17 protein-coding genes and 1 riboswitch are annotated in these 16,626 nt (G+C 74.2%); of the genes, 9 read left to right on the top strand and 8 right to left on the bottom strand.

Features of this window, described 5'->3' with window-relative positions:
• Nucleotides 1-65: 65 nt before the first annotated feature.
• Complete coding sequence (locus ACZ6IM_RS26825; RefSeq protein ID WP_052841446.1) at nt 66-713, top strand: sulfite oxidase-like oxidoreductase; 648 nt, start codon at nt 66-68, stop codon at nt 711-713.
• A gap of 21 nt (nt 714-734) precedes the next feature.
• Here ACZ6IM_RS26825 and ACZ6IM_RS26820 read toward each other — a convergent pair whose 3' ends face one another.
• From ACZ6IM_RS26820 to thiO, 6 genes are all read right to left on the bottom strand, one after another.
• On the bottom strand, nt 735-1,616 hold the full coding sequence (locus ACZ6IM_RS26820) for a deoxyribonuclease IV (RefSeq protein ID WP_052841447.1): 882 nt from the start codon (nt 1,614-1,616) through the stop codon (nt 735-737).
• Between the two features lie 97 nt (nt 1,617-1,713).
• Nucleotides 1,714-1,911 carry a hypothetical protein gene (locus ACZ6IM_RS26815; RefSeq protein ID WP_469559705.1) on the bottom strand — a complete coding sequence of 66 codons (198 nt, stop codon included), beginning with the start codon at nt 1,909-1,911 and terminating at the stop codon, nt 1,714-1,716.
• Between the two features lie 96 nt (nt 1,912-2,007).
• Nucleotides 2,008-3,963 carry a Stk1 family PASTA domain-containing Ser/Thr kinase gene (gene pknB, locus ACZ6IM_RS26810; protein ID WP_469559702.1) on the bottom strand — a complete coding sequence of 652 codons (1,956 nt, stop codon included), beginning with the start codon at nt 3,961-3,963 and terminating at the stop codon, nt 2,008-2,010.
• A gap of 125 nt (nt 3,964-4,088) precedes the next feature.
• Nucleotides 4,089-4,883, bottom strand: coding sequence for a thiazole synthase (locus ACZ6IM_RS26805; protein ID WP_052841450.1), 795 nt, complete (start codon nt 4,881-4,883; stop codon nt 4,089-4,091).
• A 2-nt stretch (nt 4,884-4,885) separates the two neighbouring features.
• Nucleotides 4,886-5,086 (bottom strand): sulfur carrier protein ThiS, encoded by a 201-nt coding sequence (thiS, locus tag ACZ6IM_RS26800; RefSeq protein WP_052841451.1) that lies wholly within the window; start codon nt 5,084-5,086, stop codon nt 4,886-4,888.
• Nucleotides 5,083-6,294 (bottom strand): glycine oxidase ThiO, encoded by a 1,212-nt coding sequence (thiO, locus tag ACZ6IM_RS26795; RefSeq protein ID WP_469559698.1) that lies wholly within the window; start codon nt 6,292-6,294, stop codon nt 5,083-5,085. Before thiO ends, thiS begins: the two co-directional genes overlap by 4 nt.
• Nucleotides 6,292-6,403, bottom strand: a riboswitch (TPP riboswitch). Its footprint overlaps the gene before it by 3 nt.
• A 132-nt stretch (nt 6,404-6,535) precedes the next feature.
• On the opposite strand from thiO, the gene ACZ6IM_RS26790 reads away from it, so the two are divergent.
• The 5 genes from ACZ6IM_RS26790 to ACZ6IM_RS26770 all read left to right on the top strand — a co-directional run bounded on the left by ACZ6IM_RS26790 (nt 6,536) and on the right by ACZ6IM_RS26770 (nt 11,135).
• Nucleotides 6,536-7,816: an NAD(P)/FAD-dependent oxidoreductase gene (locus ACZ6IM_RS26790; protein ID WP_469559695.1), complete on the top strand. Its 1,281-nt coding sequence runs from the start codon at nt 6,536-6,538 to the stop codon at nt 7,814-7,816.
• 41 nt (nt 7,817-7,857) lie between these two features.
• On the top strand, nt 7,858-8,223 hold the full coding sequence (locus ACZ6IM_RS26785) for an Rv2175c family DNA-binding protein (protein WP_052841454.1): 366 nt from the start codon (nt 7,858-7,860) through the stop codon (nt 8,221-8,223).
• 128 nt (nt 8,224-8,351) lie between these two features.
• A complete protein-coding gene (gene thiE, locus ACZ6IM_RS26780) occupies nt 8,352-9,023 on the top strand; it encodes a thiamine phosphate synthase (protein WP_052841455.1) in 672 nt (223 codons plus the stop codon).
• Between the two features lie 154 nt (nt 9,024-9,177).
• On the top strand, nt 9,178-10,101 hold the full coding sequence (metF, locus tag ACZ6IM_RS26775; RefSeq protein WP_052841456.1) for a methylenetetrahydrofolate reductase [NAD(P)H]: 924 nt from the start codon (nt 9,178-9,180) through the stop codon (nt 10,099-10,101).
• A gap of 56 nt (nt 10,102-10,157) precedes the next feature.
• Nucleotides 10,158-11,135, top strand: a complete 978-nt coding sequence (locus ACZ6IM_RS26770) for an SCO2102 family sporulation regulator (RefSeq protein ID WP_052841457.1) — start codon at nt 10,158-10,160, stop codon at nt 11,133-11,135.
• A gap of 18 nt (nt 11,136-11,153) precedes the next feature.
• On the opposite strand, the gene ACZ6IM_RS26765 is transcribed toward ACZ6IM_RS26770, so the two are convergent.
• Together ACZ6IM_RS26765 and ACZ6IM_RS26760 are read right to left on the bottom strand one after the other, a co-directional pair.
• Nucleotides 11,154-12,674: a phytoene desaturase family protein gene (locus ACZ6IM_RS26765; protein WP_469559691.1), complete on the bottom strand. Its 1,521-nt coding sequence runs from the start codon at nt 12,672-12,674 to the stop codon at nt 11,154-11,156.
• Nucleotides 12,675-13,106: 432 nt separating this feature from the next.
• A complete protein-coding gene (locus ACZ6IM_RS26760; protein ID WP_052841459.1) occupies nt 13,107-13,736 on the bottom strand; it encodes a TetR/AcrR family transcriptional regulator in 630 nt (209 codons plus the stop codon).
• Between the two features lie 184 nt (nt 13,737-13,920).
• Here ACZ6IM_RS26760 and ACZ6IM_RS26755 point away from each other — a divergent pair, with 184 nt between their 5' ends.
• The 3 genes from ACZ6IM_RS26755 (at nt 13,921) to ACZ6IM_RS26745 (ending at nt 16,169) form a co-directional block, all read left to right on the top strand.
• Complete coding sequence (locus ACZ6IM_RS26755) at nt 13,921-14,508, top strand: SAV_6107 family HEPN domain-containing protein (RefSeq protein WP_469559689.1); 588 nt, start codon at nt 13,921-13,923, stop codon at nt 14,506-14,508.
• Nucleotides 14,509-14,656: 148 nt separating this feature from the next.
• Nucleotides 14,657-15,484 carry a methyltransferase gene (locus tag ACZ6IM_RS26750; RefSeq protein WP_052841461.1) on the top strand — a complete coding sequence of 276 codons (828 nt, stop codon included), beginning with the start codon at nt 14,657-14,659 and terminating at the stop codon, nt 15,482-15,484.
• 277 nt (nt 15,485-15,761) lie between these two features.
• A complete protein-coding gene (locus ACZ6IM_RS26745; RefSeq protein WP_052841604.1) occupies nt 15,762-16,169 on the top strand; it encodes a spore wall synthesis complex protein in 408 nt (135 codons plus the stop codon).
• Nucleotides 16,170-16,626: the final 457 nt, after the last annotated feature.

The following is a 16,626-nucleotide window of genomic DNA, read 5'->3' as shown; positions in this document are numbered from 1 at the left end:
GCTATTTGCCCGAATGTAAGTGAGGTGGGTGAGGGGCATCGGTCCGGGTCTGTCAGGATGGAGGCATGGGTCAGCCGGTGGAAGACGGATCGGGAGAAGACGGTTCGCAAGGAGCGCCGCGGTTCGAGCTCCCGCCCGGGCAGCGGCTGCAGCGCGGCTGGCCCGTCACGCACTACGGACCGGTCCCCAAGTTCCGCCCCGAGCGCTGGGAGTTCCGGGTCTTCGGCGCCACCACCGACGACGAGAAGCACGGCTGGACCCACGACGAGTTCACCGCCCTGCCCTACACCACGGTCGTCGCCGACCTGCACTGCGTCACGAAGTTCAGCATGCTCGGAGCCGAGTGGGGCGGCGTCCCGGCCGCCACGATCCTTCGGCTGGCCCCGCCCGCGCCCGATGTCACGCACGTGATGGTGTGGGCCGAGTACGGATTCAGCTCCAACCTCCGGCTGGCCGACTTCGCCGCCGAGCGCACCCTCTTCGCCACCCACAAGGACGGCGAGCTGCTCACCGCCGAGCACGGCTTCCCGCTGCGGCTGGTCGTCCCGCACCTGTACGCCTGGAAGGGCCCGAAGTGGGTGCGCGGCATCGAGTACATGACCGCCGACCGGCGCGGATTCTGGGAGGAGCGCGGCTATCACAACATCGGCGACCCCTGGCGGGAGCAGCGCTACTCCTACCAGGAGGAGCCCGGGGAGGGCCCCGAGCTGTGACCCGGCGCGGCCCCTCGCGGGTCAGCCGTCGCGCAGCCTCTTCAGCCGCGCCACGTCCGCCGCGTGCCCCTCCTTGCCGCCCGGCGTCTCGATGACCAGCGGCACGCCCTCGGTCGCCGGGTGCGTCATCAGCGCGCGGAACGGGTCCTCGCCGATGTGGCCGGCGCCGATGTTCTCGTGCCGGTCCTTGTGCGCTCCGGCCACGTCCTTGGAGTCGTTGGCGTGGATCAGCTTCAGCCGGCCCTCGCCGACCGTGTCCACCAGCAGGTCGAGGGTCCGGTGCATGCCGGACGGGCCGGTCAGGTCGTGCCCCGCCGCGAAGATGTGGCACGTGTCCAGGCACACGCCCAGCTTCGGATGGGCGTCCAGCGCCTCGAAGTACGGCCCGAAGTCCCAGGTCCGCGAGCACAGGGAGGAGCCCTGGCCGGCCGTGGACTCCAGCAGCAGGTACGGGTCGTCGTCGTGGGCCAGCTCGTCGAGCAGCGGCAGCATGTGCTCGCGCACCTGCTTCAGCGCCACCGACCTCTCCCGTCCACCGGTCGCGCTCCCGGTGTGCACCACCACGCCGCGCGCCCCGATGGCCCGCCCGCGCCGCAGCGAGTGCCGCAGCGACTGAACCGACCGCTCCACCGTCGCCTCGGTGTGCGAACCGAAGTTGATCAGGTACGGCGCGTGCACGTACGCGGGGACCGATCCGGCGGCGCAGGCCTCGCGGAAGGCCTCGTCCTGCTTCGGATTGCCGGCCGGGGTGGCCCAGCCCCGCGGGTTGGCGACGAAGACCTGCACGGTCTCCGCCTTCAGCTCACGGGCGTAGGACAGGCCGACGGAGTGCAGCCCGCCGGCCACGGGGACGTGGCCGCCGACGGGGTTGCGCGGCACGGGGGAGAAGGATGCGGTGCTCATGTCCGCACCAAGGATGCCAGGGCGTGCGGGCGGACCCCGGGTCAGGGTACGACCGCGCCGGCGCTGCCGAGCCCGGTGGGCGCACATGGGGGCGTCGTCAGGTTCGCGCCACCGGGCCGGGCATCGCGAGCCGGCCGTCGAGCAGCAGCCGGCAGGGGGCGTCGTCCACCGCCTCGCCGTCGAACGGGCCGTCGTCCGGGTCCGGCGGCCCCGGCGCGGGCGGCGGGCCCCGACCGGCCGCGGAAGCAGTGGTCCCCGCCTGGGGGAGCAGGGAGGGCAACAGCCCTTTGCGCACGGTCGGTTGACCAGATGTTCGGCCTGTTCGACCGACTCGGGCGGCTGCCGCGCGCGGCGCCCGGTCCCGTGCCCCGTCGCCCGGGCCAGTCGTGTGTCAGCGGATCGTGATGGTGACGGTAGAGCCCTCGGGAGCCGTGTCCCCGCCGTCCACGGACTGCTTCTTGACGGTGTCGCCGAACAGTCCGAGCAGACCGCGGTCCTCGTCCACCTCGAAGCCCGCGTCCTGGAGCTTGCCCTTGGCGTCGTCCACGCTGTCCCCGACCACGTCCGGGACCTCGATCATCCGGGGGCCCTTCGACACCGTGAGCGTCACCGTGTCGCCCTCGGCGGCCCGGCCGCCCGGCTCCGGCGTCTGCCGGGCCACCTGGCCGCTGTCGTACTCCGAGTTGACCTGCCCGTCGGCGACCTTCACCTTCAGGCCGGCCCCCTCCAGCTCGGCCCGCGCCTCGTCCAGGTCGTCGCCGGTGACGTCCGGGACGTCGATCGGGCTGCCCTTGCTGACGACCAGGGCGACCGCCGAGCCCGCGCGCACCGTGGTGCCCGACCGGGGCTTGGTGGAGATCACGAAGCCCTTGGCCACCTCGTCACTGAACGCCCGGGTCACCATGCCCGGCTCCAGCCCCTCGTCCTCCAGCAGGGTGCGCGCCTTGTCCAGCTTGTAGCCCGACACGTCCGGCAGCTTCACGGTGTCGGGGCCGTCGGAGACCGTGAGGGACACGGAGTCGTTCTTCCGGATGCGGTCGCCCACCCCGGGGTCGGTGCTGATGACCTTGCCGCGCTCCACGGTGTCGCTGTAGGCGTGCCGCACCTTGCCGACGTCGAGACCGGCGTCGTCCAGCCGGTCCCGGGCCTGTGCCTCGGTCTTGGAGAGCAGCGGCGGCACCTTGGTGAACTGGCCGGAGTTGATGTACCAGACGCCCGTGCCGACCCCGAGCACCAGCAGGACGGCCACGACGACCGTCAGCGGCCCGCGGCGCAGCCGGAGGCCCCGGGACGGGGAGGAGGCAGGCGGGGGAGCCGCCAGCCGGCTGGTGCGGTTGATCCCGTCCGAGGCGAAGCGGCCCTCCGTGCCGGCGGGCTCGTCGTCCTCGTTGACGGGCAGCGGCCGGGGCATCGTCAGCGCGCGCGGGATCACGCTCGTGCGGTCCTCGGCGTTGTCGTGCTCCGCGGCGAGCGCCTGCGGCGGCACCGCGTCCAGCTGCGCCGCGCTCAGTGCCTCACGCGCCTCGCGGGCCCGCGCGAGCAGCGCCACGGCGTCGTGCGGCCGGATCCCCGGGGTGCGCGCGGTCGCCGCGGCGACCAGCTCGTCCAGCTCGTACGCCATCTCCGGGACGGAAGCCGACGGCGGCGGCACGTCCTCGTGGAGGTGCTTGTAGAGCACCGCCGCGGGCGAGTCCCCGTCGTGCGGCTTGGTGCCGGTCAGCATCTCGTACAGCACGACACCGCACGCGTAGACGTCGACCCTGGGATCGGCGGTGCCGTGCTCGATCTGCTCGGGCGCCAGATAGGAGACGGTGCCGAGGACGGCACCGGTGGTGCTGGTGACGGTGTCCACGGCACGGACCAGACCGAAGTCGGCGACCTTGACCCGGCCGTCGTCGCCTATCAGCACGTTCTCCGGCTTCATGTCCCGGTGCACGAACCCCGCCCGGTGCGCGGCACCGAGCGCGGCGAGCACCGGCTCCAGGATGTCCAGCGCGGCCCGCGGCCTGAGCGCCCCGCGCTCGCGCAGCACGTCCCGCAGGGTGCAGCCCGCGATGTACTCCATCGCCAGGTAGACGTACGCCCCCTCGGCACCCTGGTCGAAGACCTGGACGACATTCGGGTGGTCGAGCCGGGCCACCGACTTGGCCTCGCGGATGAACCGCTCGACGAAGGTGGCGTCGGTCGCGAGCGTCGGGTGCATCACCTTCAGCGCGAGCACGCGGTCCAGGCGGGTGTCCACGGCCCGGTAGACCGTGGCCATCCCGCCGACCGCGATCCGCGCCTCGACGCGGTACCGGCCGTCGAGCACCTGCCCGACGAGAGGGTCCTGAAGGGTCGTGTCCACGCAGGTGAGTCTACGAGCCGCCACGGACACCCCGCGTCGCCGAACGCAATCGCACCGGGACTGCAGCGCGTCTGTGACGTACCGAACACGGCTGCGGGCAGCCCTGCCGGCCCCGACGCCCGGGCCTAAAAAGCCGGCCGCTCCGGATCCAGTACCGCCAAGCCGTCCGCGGGAGACGACGCCTCGGCGAAATGCCGCCGCGGAATCCGCCCAGCCCGCCGCGCCAGCCGCCCCGCCTCCACCGCGGAGCGCATCGCGGAAGCCATCAGCACCGGCTCCTGCGCCCGCGTCACCGCCGAGGCCAGCATCACACCCGCGCACCCCAGCTCCATCGCCAGGGCCACGTCCGACGCCGTACCGGCCCCCGCGTCCAGGATCACCGGCACACGCGCGTGCTCCACGATCAGCTGGAAGTTGTGCGGGTTGCGGATCCCGAGCCCGGACCCGATCGGCGAGCCCAGCGGCATGATCGCCGCACACCCGACGTCCTCCAGCTTCCGCGCGAGCACCGGATCGTCGTTGGTGTACGGCAGTACGGTGAACCCGTCGTCGACCAGCGTCTCCGCCGCGTCCAGCAGCTCGACCGGGTCCGGCAGCAGCGTGCGCTCGTCGGCGATGACCTCCAGCTTGACCAGGTCCGTGCCGAGCGCCTCGCGCGCCAGGCGGGCGGTGAGCACCGCTTCCCCGGCGGTGAAGCAGCCGGCCGTGTTCGGCAGCACCCGGATGCGGAGCCGCTCCAGCACGGACAGCACGGACCCGTGCACCGAGGCGTTCACCCGCCGCATCGCGACGGTCGTCAGCTCCGTCCCGGAGGCCACCAGCGCGCGCTCCAGCACCTCCAGGCTGGGCGCCCCGCCCGTACCCATGATCAGGCGGGACGCGTACGTCGCGTCGCCGAGGACAAAGGGATCGTCGGCCATGGTCAGCCTCCTTGGACGGCGGTGAGGACCTCGACGCGGTCGCCCTCGGACAGCGCGGTGGCGGACCACCGCGCGCGCGGGACGACGGTCTCGTTCAGGGCGGCGGCCACTCCGGACGGGGCCCGGGTGAGCGTGCCCACCAGGGCGTCCAGGGCGGTGCCGGGAGCCACCTCGCGCGGCTCGCCGTTGACGGAGATGTTCATGCGGGCTGCTCCGAGAGTTCCGGGAGTGCGGGGGCGGCGGCGAAGCGCCGGGGGGTGAAGGGACGGGCCTCGTCCGGCAGCTCCCCGGTGGTCAGGACGTGCGCCATGACGTCGCCGGTGACGGGGGTGAGCAGGACGCCGTTGCGGTAGTGACCGGTGGCCAGCAGCAGACCGTCCAGGGCGGTCGGGCCGAGCAGCGGGGCGTTGTCCGGGGAGCCGGGGCGCAGACCCGCGCGGGTCTCCGCCAAGGGGAGCTCCGTGATGCCGGGCACCAGCTCGTGCGCGTCGCGCAGCAGCTCGTAGACGCCGCCCGCGGTGACCGTCGTGTCCCAGCCCAGCTCCTCGCTGGTGGCGCCGACGACCAGCTCGCCGCTCTCCCGGGGCACCAGGTAGACGTGGTTGCCGCGCACCACGGCGCGCACGGTCCGGTTCAGCAGCGGACCCGGCGTCCGCGGCATGGTCAGCCGCAGCACCTGCCCCTTCACGGGCCGCACCGGCGGCAGCACGGCCTCCGGCACGCCCGTGAGCCGCCCGCTCAGGCTGCCCCCGGCCAGCACCACCTGCCCGGCCTCCAGCGCGGTGGCGTCGGCGGTGACGACGCCCGTGGCCCGGTCCCCGCGCCCGACGGTGAGCCGCTCGGCCCACACCCGGTGGAAGGCCACGCCCGCCTGTTCGCAGGCCGCGACCAGCGCGTGGGTGAGACGGCGGGGGTCGATCTGGTGGTCGCCGTCCACCCGGAGTCCCCCGCGCACGCCCGGCGCGAGCATCGGCTCCAGACGCCGGCACTCGCGCCCCGACAGCCACTCGGAGTCCAGGCCGGAGCGCTGCTGGAGCGCGTGCAGTTCACGCAGGTGGGCGCGGTCGTCGGCGTCCAGTGCGACGGCGAGCGTGCCGCAGCGGCGGTAACCGAGGTCGTGGCCGGTCAGCTCGGTCAGCTCGGCCGCGAACTCCGGGTAGCGGCGGGCCGAGGCGAGGTTCAGCGCGAGCAGCGTCTCCTCGCCGTAGTGCAGCTCCGTGACGGCGGCCAGCATCCCGGCCGCCACCTGGGCCGCCCCGCCGCCCGGTTCGGGGTCCACGAGGGCCGTGGCCAGCCCGCGCTGCGCGGCCCGCCAGGCGGTGACGAGCCCGATGATCCCGCCGCCGACGACGAGAACGTCGGGCGTACGAGACGCATGAGGCGTACGAGGCATGTGTGGTGGAGACGACATGGGCGTCCAGCCCCTCCCTTCGCCGGCATGACCCGGATCAGGTTCGTACGGTCGGAGGCCGCCAGCCTCCCTCTCAGCCCGGTGCGTCCGGGCTCCCGCGAGTGCCTTACGCCGGCCACCCTAGCCCGCGGGGCGGCTCACCTGTAAGGGAGCCTCACCGCGCCACGGGGCCGGGAGCCGCCGGGCAGCTCACCCGCCACGGGCACTGACCGGCGGATCGTCAGGTGTCTATGGTGATCAGGTGAGCGAGCAGACGCGGGAACGGGGACAGGGACCGGCGGCGGACGCCGAGCGGCGTGCGGTGGTCGTGGGCGCGGGGATGGCGGGCGTGCAGACCGCGGTCGCCCTGCGGGAACAGGGCTTCACCGGCCCGGTGACCCTGATCGGCGCGGAGCCGCACCAACCGTACGACCGCCCCCCGCTGTCCAAGGCCGTCCTGCTCGGCACCGCCGAGGGCTCCGCCTTCGACGTCGACTTCGAGGCGCTCGGCATCACCCTGCGGCTGGGCTGCGAGGCCCTGGGCGTCCGCCCCGGCGAGCACGTCCTGGACACCTCCGAGGGACCCGTGCCGTACGACGTCCTGGTCCTCGCGACCGGCGCCGAACCGGTCCGCCTCCCGGGCGCCGAGGGCGTGCCCGGCGTCCACCTGCTGCGCACCCTGGACGACGCCGAACGGCTGCGGCCCGTGCTCGCCCGGCAGCACGACATCGTGGTGGTCGGCGCGGGCTGGATCGGCGCCGAGTTCGCCACCGCCGCGCGCGAGGCGGGCTGCGCGGTGACCGTGGTGGAGGCCGCCGGCCGGCCGCTGGCCGACGCGCTGCCCGCCGAGGTCGCCGCGCCGATGACCGCCTGGTACGCCGACGCGGGCGCCGCCCTGCGCACCCACGCGCGCGTGGAGCGCGTCGAGCCCGGTGGCCCCGGTGAGCCCGGCCGGGTCGTCCTCGACGACGGCACCCGGCTGCCCGCCGGCGCGGTCGTCGTCGGCATCGGCGCCCGCCCCGCCACCGGCTGGCTGGCCGGGTCCGGCATCGCCCTCGGCGCGCACGGCGAGGTCCTGGCCGACGACCACCTGCGCACCTCCGCACCGGACGTCCACGCGGTCGGCGACTGCGCGTCCTTCCCCTCCGCCCGCTACGGCGAGCGGCTGCTGGTGCACCACTGGGACAACGCCCTCCAGGGCCCGCGCACGGTCGCCGCCGACATCGTCGGCGCCCCGGGCGGTTCGGTCCCGCCGGCCTACGACCCGGTGCCGTACTTCTGGTCCGAGCAGTTCGGCCGCTTCGTCCAGTACGCCGGTCACCACGCGTCCGCGGACACCACCCTGTGGCGCGGCGACCCGGCGAGCCCGGCGTGGACGGTCTGCTGGCTGCGCGAGGGCCGCCTGGTCGCCCTGCTGGCGGTGGGCCGTCCCCGCGACCTGGCGCAGGGCAGACGCCTGATCGAGGCGGGGACGGCCATGGACCCGGTCCTGCTGGCCGACCCGGCGAAGCCGCTGAAGGCGGCGACGGCGGCCACGGCGTAGTCCGGTTTCCGACTGTCAGTGCCAGGTGGCAGGCTGTAGACGTGACCGAGATTGACGCAAAGACCGATGCTCTCGTACCCGCCTGGCTCACCGTTCCCGACATTGCCGAGAAGCTCGGTGTCGAGGTGACCCGGGTACGCCAGCTGATCAGGGAAGGCCAGCTCATCGCCGTACGCCGCGGTGAGAACCGCGCACTGCACATCCCCGCGGCCTTCATCGACGAGGACAAGGTCGTCAAGGGCCTGGCCGGGACCCTGACGCTGCTGCGGGACGACGGCTTCACGGCCGAGGAGATGCTGGAGTGGCTCTTCACGCCCGACCCGAGCCTGCCCGGCACCCCGGCCCAGGCCCTGAGTGAGAATCGCGGTACGGAGGTGAAGCGGCGCGCCCAGGCGCTCGCCGTCTGACCGGCCCCGTCGCCGATCCGCCACACCGCCCGGCGTGCGGGCCCACGCACGCCGGGCGCCCGTGCCCGTACGCCACCGGCGCGCGGCCCGTCGCGGGCCCGCGCCACCCGACCCGGGGGGACACCCGCATGCCCGACACCGCCGCGACCACCGCCCGCGCGCAGCTCGCCGACGCCCGGCTCTACCTGTGCACGGACGCCCGCCGGAGCCAGGGCGACCTGCCCGACTTCCTGGACGCCGTGCTCGCCGCGGGCGTCGACATCGTGCAGTTGCGGGACAAGGGGATGGAGGCGGGGGAGGAGCTGGAGCACCTGGAGGTCTTCGCCGACGCCTGCGCCCGCCACGGCAGACTCCTCGCCGTCAACGACCGCGCGGACGTCGCCCACGCCGCCCGCGCCGACGTGCTGCACCTCGGCCAGGGCGACCTGCCGGTGCCCGCCGCCCGGGCGATCCTCGGCGACGACGTCCTCGTCGGCCGCTCCACGCACGCCGAGTCCGAGGCCGCCGCTGCCGCCGCCCAGGAGGGCGTGGACTACTTCTGCACCGGTCCGTGCTGGCCCACCCCCACCAAGCCCGGTCGCCACGCACCCGGCCTGGACCTGGTCCGCCACACGGCGGCGCTGGGCACCGACCGCCCCTGGTTCGCCATCGGCGGCATCGACCTGGGCAACCTGGACGAGGTGCTGGACGCGGGTGCCCGGCGGGTGGTCGTGGTCCGCGCGATCACCGCCGCCGACGACCCGGGCGCGGCGGCGGCCGAGTTCGCGAAGCGGCTGCGGCAGGCCCCGGCACAGGCGTAGCCGAGCGTCGGCGCGGGCGGGCAGGAGGCGAGCCGGTGAGCGGGAGGTGAGCGGGAGGCGAGCGGGTGTCCAAGGGATGGACAACAACTCGACAATGTGGACAAATGTCCCGCATCCGGTTGGGCGACCGCCGCACCCTGGCTAACCTGCCCATATGGCCCTCGGAACCGCAAGCACGAGGACTGATCGCGCCCGCACGGTGCGTGACATCCTCGCCACCGGCAAGACGACGTACTCGTTCGAGTTCTCGGCGCCGAAGACGCCCAAGGGCGAGAAGAACCTGTGGAGCGCGCTGAGGCGGGTCGAGGCCGTGGCCCCGGACTTCGTCTCCGTCACCTACGGCGCGGGCGGCTCCACGCGCGCGGGCACGGTCCGCGAGACCCAGCAGATCGTGGCCGACACCACGCTGACCCCGGTGGCCCACCTCACCGCCGTCGACCACTCCGTCGCCGAGCTGCGCAACATCATCGGTCAGTACGCCGACGCCGGGATCCGCAACATGCTGGCCGTGCGCGGCGACCCGCCCGGCGACCCGGGCGCCGACTGGATCGCGCACCCCGAGGGCCTGACGTACGCCGCCGAACTGGTCAGGCTCATCAAGGAGTCGGGCGACTTCTGCGTCGGCGTCGCGGCCTTCCCGGAGATGCACCCGCGCTCCGCCGACTGGGACGCGGACGTCGCGCACTTCGTCGACAAGTGCCGGGCCGGCGCCGACTACGCCATCACCCAGATGTTCTTCCAGCCCGAGTCCTATCTCCGGCTGCGCGACCGGGTCGTCGCGGCAGGATGCGAGACCCCGGTCATTCCCGAGGTCATGCCGGTGACCAGTGTGAAGATGCTGGAGAGGTTGCCGAAGCTCAGCAACGCCTCGTTCCCGCCGGAGCTGAAAGAGCGGATCCTCGCAGCGAAGGACGATCCCGCGGCTGTACGCTCGATCGGCATCGAGTTCGCCACGGAGTTCTGCGCGCGGCTGCTGGCCGAGGGTGTGCCAGGACTGCACTTCATCACGCTCAACAACTCCACGGCGACCCTGGAAATCTACGAGAACCTGGGCCTGCACCACCCACCGCGGGCCTAGACCGGCCGCACGTATTTGCGACACACTGCGTAACGGCCACTGGGAGAGGGGCGTACATGGGCTGGACGGTCCTCTACATCGCGTTCGGCGTCGTCGCGCTGTGGCTGCTCGGCGAGGTGCTGCTGCAGTACAAGGCGCGGCTGCGCTGGCGGCTGCTCGCCTTCGGCGGCTTCGTCGGCGTCGTCGCCGGCGTGCTGATGTCCAACGTGCTCGTCATCGGTCTCGGCGCCGCCGCCTTCGCGGTCGGCCAGACCTACGTCACCCTGTCGTTCCGTCGCGGCTTCGAGGCCGGCTGGGCGGTCAACGCCCCGGCGAGCCTCGTCGGCAAGCGCGGACGTCCCGAACGGGGCCGCCGGGAACCGTCGTTGGAGGTCTCCGGGCTCGGACCCGCCGAGGGCGGCCGGGACCACCACGACGGCTACGCCGAGCGCGCCCAGGCGCCCGCCCCGGGTCAGGACGCGCCGTACGGGCACGACGACTACGACCGCGACGACGTCTTCACCCCGGCCCGCCCCGCCGATCCCACGGCCGCGGAGACCACCGCCGTCTACGAACCGCAGCCCATGCCGGACGACACCGGCTCGTACGGCGTGTACGCCGACGCCGGTTACGGCACCGGCCAGCAGCAGGCGGCCACCGCGCCGGGCGCCGACCAGGCCTACACCTACGACTACTCCGGCTACGGCCAGCAGCAGGACTACGGCTACGACACCGGCGCCCAGCAGCCGTACGCCGCTTACTCCGATCCGTACATCGGCACCCCCACCTACGGCGGCGGGGCGTACGACACCGGCGGCTACGACACGACCGGTGCGCAGGACTACGGCCAGCAGGCCTACGGGCAGGACCAGTACGCCACCGGGGCGCCCGGCGGCCACGGCGGCGAGACCCCGGCCGGCGGAGTGTGGGTGCCGCAGCAGCGCAGCACCGACGACCCCTACGGCGGCGAACTCCCGCCCGAGCAGCAGCCGTACCCCTACCAGGGCAACGGCCGGCCTCAGGACCAGGGCTACGACGAGCAGTACCGCTACTGAGCGGCCCGCCCGGACCGCTCACTGGGAACCGCGGAACTCCGGTCCCTCCACCACGAGTCCGGCGACCAGCGCGCCCGACATGCCCGCGTGCGGCAGACCGCCGCCGGGGTGCGACCAGCCGCCGACCGTGAACAGACCCTCCCTGCGCGTGCCGTTCGCCGGGTGCAGCAGCCGTCCGCCGGCGCCCGCCAGCGCCGGCGCCGGAATCGCGCCGTCCGTCACACCGGTGTCCGCCGCGACCTCGGCCGGGGTGCGCACCTCGTGCCACAGGAGGCGGTCGCGCAGGCCGGGCACCGCCCGCGCGGCGACGTCGATCAACTGCTCGGGCCGTCGGTCGATCTCCTCGGTCGTGGGCCGGTCCGACGCGCCGCCCAGGGCAGGCACCGCCGCGGAGAGGGTGACCGCCTCATGGTCCGCGTCCGGGACCAGCGCCGGGTCGTCGGGCCGCAGGACCGTGACGGTCGGCCGCGCGGCCATCCCGGGAGCGGCGCCGAACAGGCGGTCCAACTCCACCTCGCGGTCCGCCGCGTGCACCACCGTCCGGTGCGCCGTGCCTTCCGGGCGGCCGCCCCGCAGCGCCAGCAGCACCGTCAGCCGGCTCGCCCCACCGCGCCGTGCGGGCACCTCGTCCTCGCCGCGCACCGGCGAGCCACCGCACAGGCGGTCCAGCACGTCCGGCGCCACGCCGGAGACCACCAACTCGGCCTCCGCCACGGCCCCTTCGGCCAGCTCCACGCCCGCCACCCGGCCGTCCTTCTCGACGATCCCGGTGACCTCGGCGCCGAAGCGGAACTCGACGCGGCGGGCCAGACACCGCTCGTACACCGCCCGCGCCAGCTCCCGCAGACCGCCGCCGCGCACGTACCAGACGCCGAACGCGTACTCCATGTACGGCAGGACGGCGCCGTTCGCCGGGGCGGTGCGGGGGTCCAGGCCATGGGCGAGCGCGTGGCTCTCCAGCAGGGCGGTGAGCCGGGCGTCGCGCAGCTCCCAGGCACCGACCTCGGCGAGCGTGCCCGCCCGGCGGGTGCGCAGCAGCCGCTTGTGCGGGACCGCCGGATAGGGTTCGCGCCCGGCCAGCACCCGCCAGTTCGGCCACAGCGGCTCCTCCAGGAGGGGGCGGCGGGTCCGGTCCCAGGTCTCCCGGGCCCGCACCAGGAAGTCGCCCCAACGCTGCCCGGCCCCCGCACCGAGCGCCGCGTCCAGGGCGGCGACGACACCCGCCCGCGAGGCGTTCGGCAGCGAGACCTCCGTGCCGTCGGCGAACACGTGCCGGGACGACGGGTCGACCTGGACCAGCCGGACGCACGACTCCAGCGGCTCCTTGCCGGTCTTGACGAACAGATCGCGCCAGACCGCGGGCAGCGGGAGCAGACCGGGGCCGGTGTCGAAGGAGAACCCGTCACGCTCGAAGCGGCCCAGGGCTCCGCCGTATGTCCGCGTCCGCTCGTACACCACCACCCGGTGGCCCGCGACGGCCAGCCGGGCGGCCGCCGCCATGGCGCCCATCCCGGCGCCGATCACCGCAATCCGTGCCATGCCAGGGACTTTATCCGCCGCCACCGACACCGCCGTGCGAGGGCTGAGCACCAAAGCGGACGTCCAAGGGACCGGCCGGCGGCGCCGCGCCGTGAGCCGGGGTGCCCAGGGCTGAGTAGCCGTACTCAGTCCGCCAGATGAGTACGCGCACGGATGGGCTCCGACCTGCGGGAACGAGAGAGTGGAGGCACGGAGAGGGGCACGGCTCCGGCACCGGCGGCACGGGGCGCCGGAACGGAGCCGGGCCCGCGATCCGCTCCTTCCGCCGACCGTGGTCGGCGGGAGCGAGGCACGGGGGAGCCCGGAGGGACGACCGGTGACGGGAGTTCCGACGGGGGGACGTACGGGGGAGCAGGAGAAGGCGCCGGTCCGACGGCGGCCCGCGGGGGACGCGGCCACCACGGACCGGCGTTCTTCGTGCGCGGCCCGCGCTCAGCCCCGGCCGCTGACGCGCCCCTGGAGCAGCCGCGACAGCGCGGCGTGCACGTCGTCCAGGGAGCGTTCCGGCTGGAACGCCTTCCAGTCCAGCGCGGCCACCAGCACCATGCCGACCAGCGCCGCGGCGGTCAGCGGCACGTCGATCTCCTCGCTGAACTCACCGCTCGCCACGCCCTCGCGCAGCACGCCCTCCACCACCGCCACGGCCTCCTGGCGGACCACCAGCAGCGTGGACTGCCAGGCCCGGTTGGTGCGCCACAGCTCGGCCACGTACAGCTGGGTGAAGGCCGGGTAGCGGTCGATGAACACGAGCCCCGCGCGGATCATCGCGTCCAGGGCGTCGACCCGGCCGCGGCCCTCCCGGGCCGCCTGCTGCGCGGCCTGGCGCAGCGAGGCGGTCAGCAGGCCCACACCGTGCCGCAGCAGCTCCTCGAAGAGGACGGACTTGCTGGCGAAGTTGTAGTAGACCGTGCCCTTCGCGACCCCGGCCCGCTCGGCGATCTCGTCCACGGTGGTGGCGGAGAAGCCCTGCTCGGCGATGAGAGTGACCGCCGCCTCGTAGAGCTTCTGCCGGGTGGCCTCGCGACGGCTGCCGCTCTGCGGGGCGGTGCTGCTGCTTTCCATGGTCCCGATTCTCACAGCACCCTGCGCGGGGACGTCACCGCAGGCCCGCCCGGGACCCGAACCGAACTGTCGATCGAAACAAAGGTCCAGGTCAGAACGGATTGTCAGTGCCATACCTCACGATGGGCACATACGGCACCTCCTGCCCGGGGCGTGCCGTCACGGAGACGACAGGAGGATCGTCATGGCCCACTCGTCCGCAGCCGCCGCCCGGCGGCGCCGCGCAGCCGGCCCTGCACCCTCACTGACCGGACCGGCGAGCGACGTGCACCCCGTGCTCCGCCGGACGACCGCCCCGCCCGCCGCCCTCGACCTGCTCGCCCAGGCCCGGGCCGGACTGGAGGAGGCCACCGCCCTGGAAACGCCGAACGAGCGGTACGCGACGGCCCACCTCGCCGCCCTGCGCACCGCCGCCGCCGTGCTGGCCGCGCGCGGCCGCCCGGAGACCAGTCCGCGGGCCAGGGCCCGCATCCGCAGCGCCTGGGAGGTGCTGCCCGAGATCGCGCCCGAGCTGTCCGACTGGAGCGCGCTGTTCGCCTCCGGCGCGCGGCGCCGCGCCCGCGCCGAGGCGGGCATCCAGGGCGCGGCGGGCCGCCGGGACGCCGACGACCTGATACGGGACGTGGCGATGTTCCTGCGCCTGGTGGAGCGGATGCTGGTCCTCCAGCCGGTCCTGCCCCAGCCCCGGCCCGACGCCGAGCGGCCGGGCCCCGAGCGGCCCGGCCGCTCCGACGCGGGTCCCCCGGGCCGCGACCTGCCGGACGCCGGATGAGCGGGGGCGGACGGGTGCCCGGCGGGCGCGGCGCAGGCAATAGGGTGGGACTCGCCTGAAGCCTCCCCCTGACCGCACCGGGCTGGGGGCGGCAGCCCGTTCGCTCCGCCCGTGCCCGAGGCGGTGCCGCGCCGAGGAGTCAACTGCCGTGTCGGACCCGATGCGCCCGCCCGCCTCCCAGCCCCGACCGCACCCGGCGGCTCCGCGCTCCGAGCCCTCCCGTTCCCGGGCCGCCCTGCGCACCGCCGTGGTCTGGGACGTCCTCCAGGATGCCCTCGACCGCCGGGTCAAGGCCACCGGCCGCCAGACGCTGGACGTCCTGGACACCGGCGGCGGCAGTGGCAACTTCGCGGTGCCCGTGGCCGGCCTCGGCCACCGCGTCACCGTCGTGGACCCGAGCCCCAACGCCCTGTTCGCCCTGGAGCGCCGCGCCGCCGAGGCCGGTGTCGCCGACCGCGTGCGAGGCGTCCAGGGCGACGCCGGCGGCCTCTTCGACGTGGTCGAGCGGGCCGGCTACGACGTGGTGCTGTGCCACGGCGTCCTGGAGTACGTGGACGACCCCGCGGAGGGCGTCCGCAACGCGGTGGCGGCCCTGCGCGCCGACGGCGTCCTGAGCCTGCTCGCCGCGGGCCTGGGCGGCGCCGTGCTCGCGCGCGCCCTCGCCGGGCACTTCACGGAGGCCCGGCAGGCCCTGGGCGACCCGGACGGCCGCTGGGGCACGGGGGACCCGGTGCCGCGCCGGTTCACCGCCGAGCAGCTCACCGGGCTGGTCGAGGCCGCCGGGCTCCGGATCGGCGCCGTGCACGGCGTACGGGTCTTCGCCGACCTCGTCCCCGGCGGGCTGGTGGACACCGAGCCCGGGGCCATGGACGCCCTGCTGAAACTGGAGGCCGCGGCGGCCGAACTCGCCGCGTTCCACTCCGTGGCCACCCAGCTCCATGTGCTCGGTGAGACGCGAGAGGCCGAGGGGGCCTGAGCCGACCGGTGGGGTAAGGCGCTGATCAGGGGCGCGACTGCAGATGGAGTACGCCACAGGCCCCCCGAACGGGGGGCAGTCGCCGTATGATCGAGGGAGACCGCCCGGCATGACGGGTCGGCCGCTGGGGAATGGGAACTTCAGCGAGCCGGTACGGCCATGACGGAGTCCGGTTGGTCAATTGGCGCAGAGGGGCGGGTTTCACGGGGGCGATTCCCTGCCTATCCTGAAGGGACCCCCCGGGTCGCCCCGGCGACTGCACGATGAGGAGGACTCCGTGCCGCTCTCGGAGCACGAGCAGCGCATGCTCGAGCAGATGGAGCGAGCGCTGTACGCCGAAGATCCCAAGTTCGCGACAGCGCTCGAGGGAAGCGGGCTGCGTACGTACACCCGGCGACGGGTCTACCAGGCGGTCGCGGGCTTCCTCGTAGGTATTGCGCTCCTCATGGCCGGTATGGTCGCCCAGCAGGTGTGGCTCAGCGTGGTGGGCTTCCTCGTCATGCTGGGGTGCGCGGTGCTCGCCGTGACCGGCTGGCGCAAGGCCCCCAAACCCGGCGAGCAGCAGCCGGCGGCCGGTGCCGGTCCGCAGGCAGCGCGCCGCCAAGGACGACAGAAACGGTCGATGATGGACCGCATCGACGAGCGCTGGCAGCGCCGCAGAGATGAGCAGCAGGGCGGCCAGTAGCCCCGTCGGGGCAGCGGCTCACCAGGACATCCGCGTGTGAGGGGGTGACCACCGTCCGGGTGGTCACCCCCTCACTCACGCCCGAGCGCGCCCGCGCCGCCGCCCAGAGGCGAGGACCAACGCCCCCCCCGCTCAGCCCCCGGCCGAAGGGGAAGCCCGACCAGCCGCGGGACTCGGCCGCCCGGCCGACGAGTTCAGCCGCTCTGCTGCCGGGCTAGGTCCCACTGGTCGCCGGGTTCAGCCGCTCCCCTGTCAGGCCTGGCCCCATCGGCCGACGGGCTTGCCACACCGACCCACGGACCCGCTGTCCGGCTCAGTCACCCGGCCGAAGGGCTCAGCTCCACTTTCGGCGGCCTCGGCCGCCCGACCGACCGGGCTTCGTCCTATCGGCCGACGGGTTTGCCGCACTGACCCACGGACCCGCTGTCTCAGCTGTCCGGCTCAGTCACCCGGCGGA

The organism is Streptomyces sp. NPDC042336 (assembly GCF_055581985.1).
This window is presented reverse-complemented; position numbering and strand designations above follow the sequence as displayed.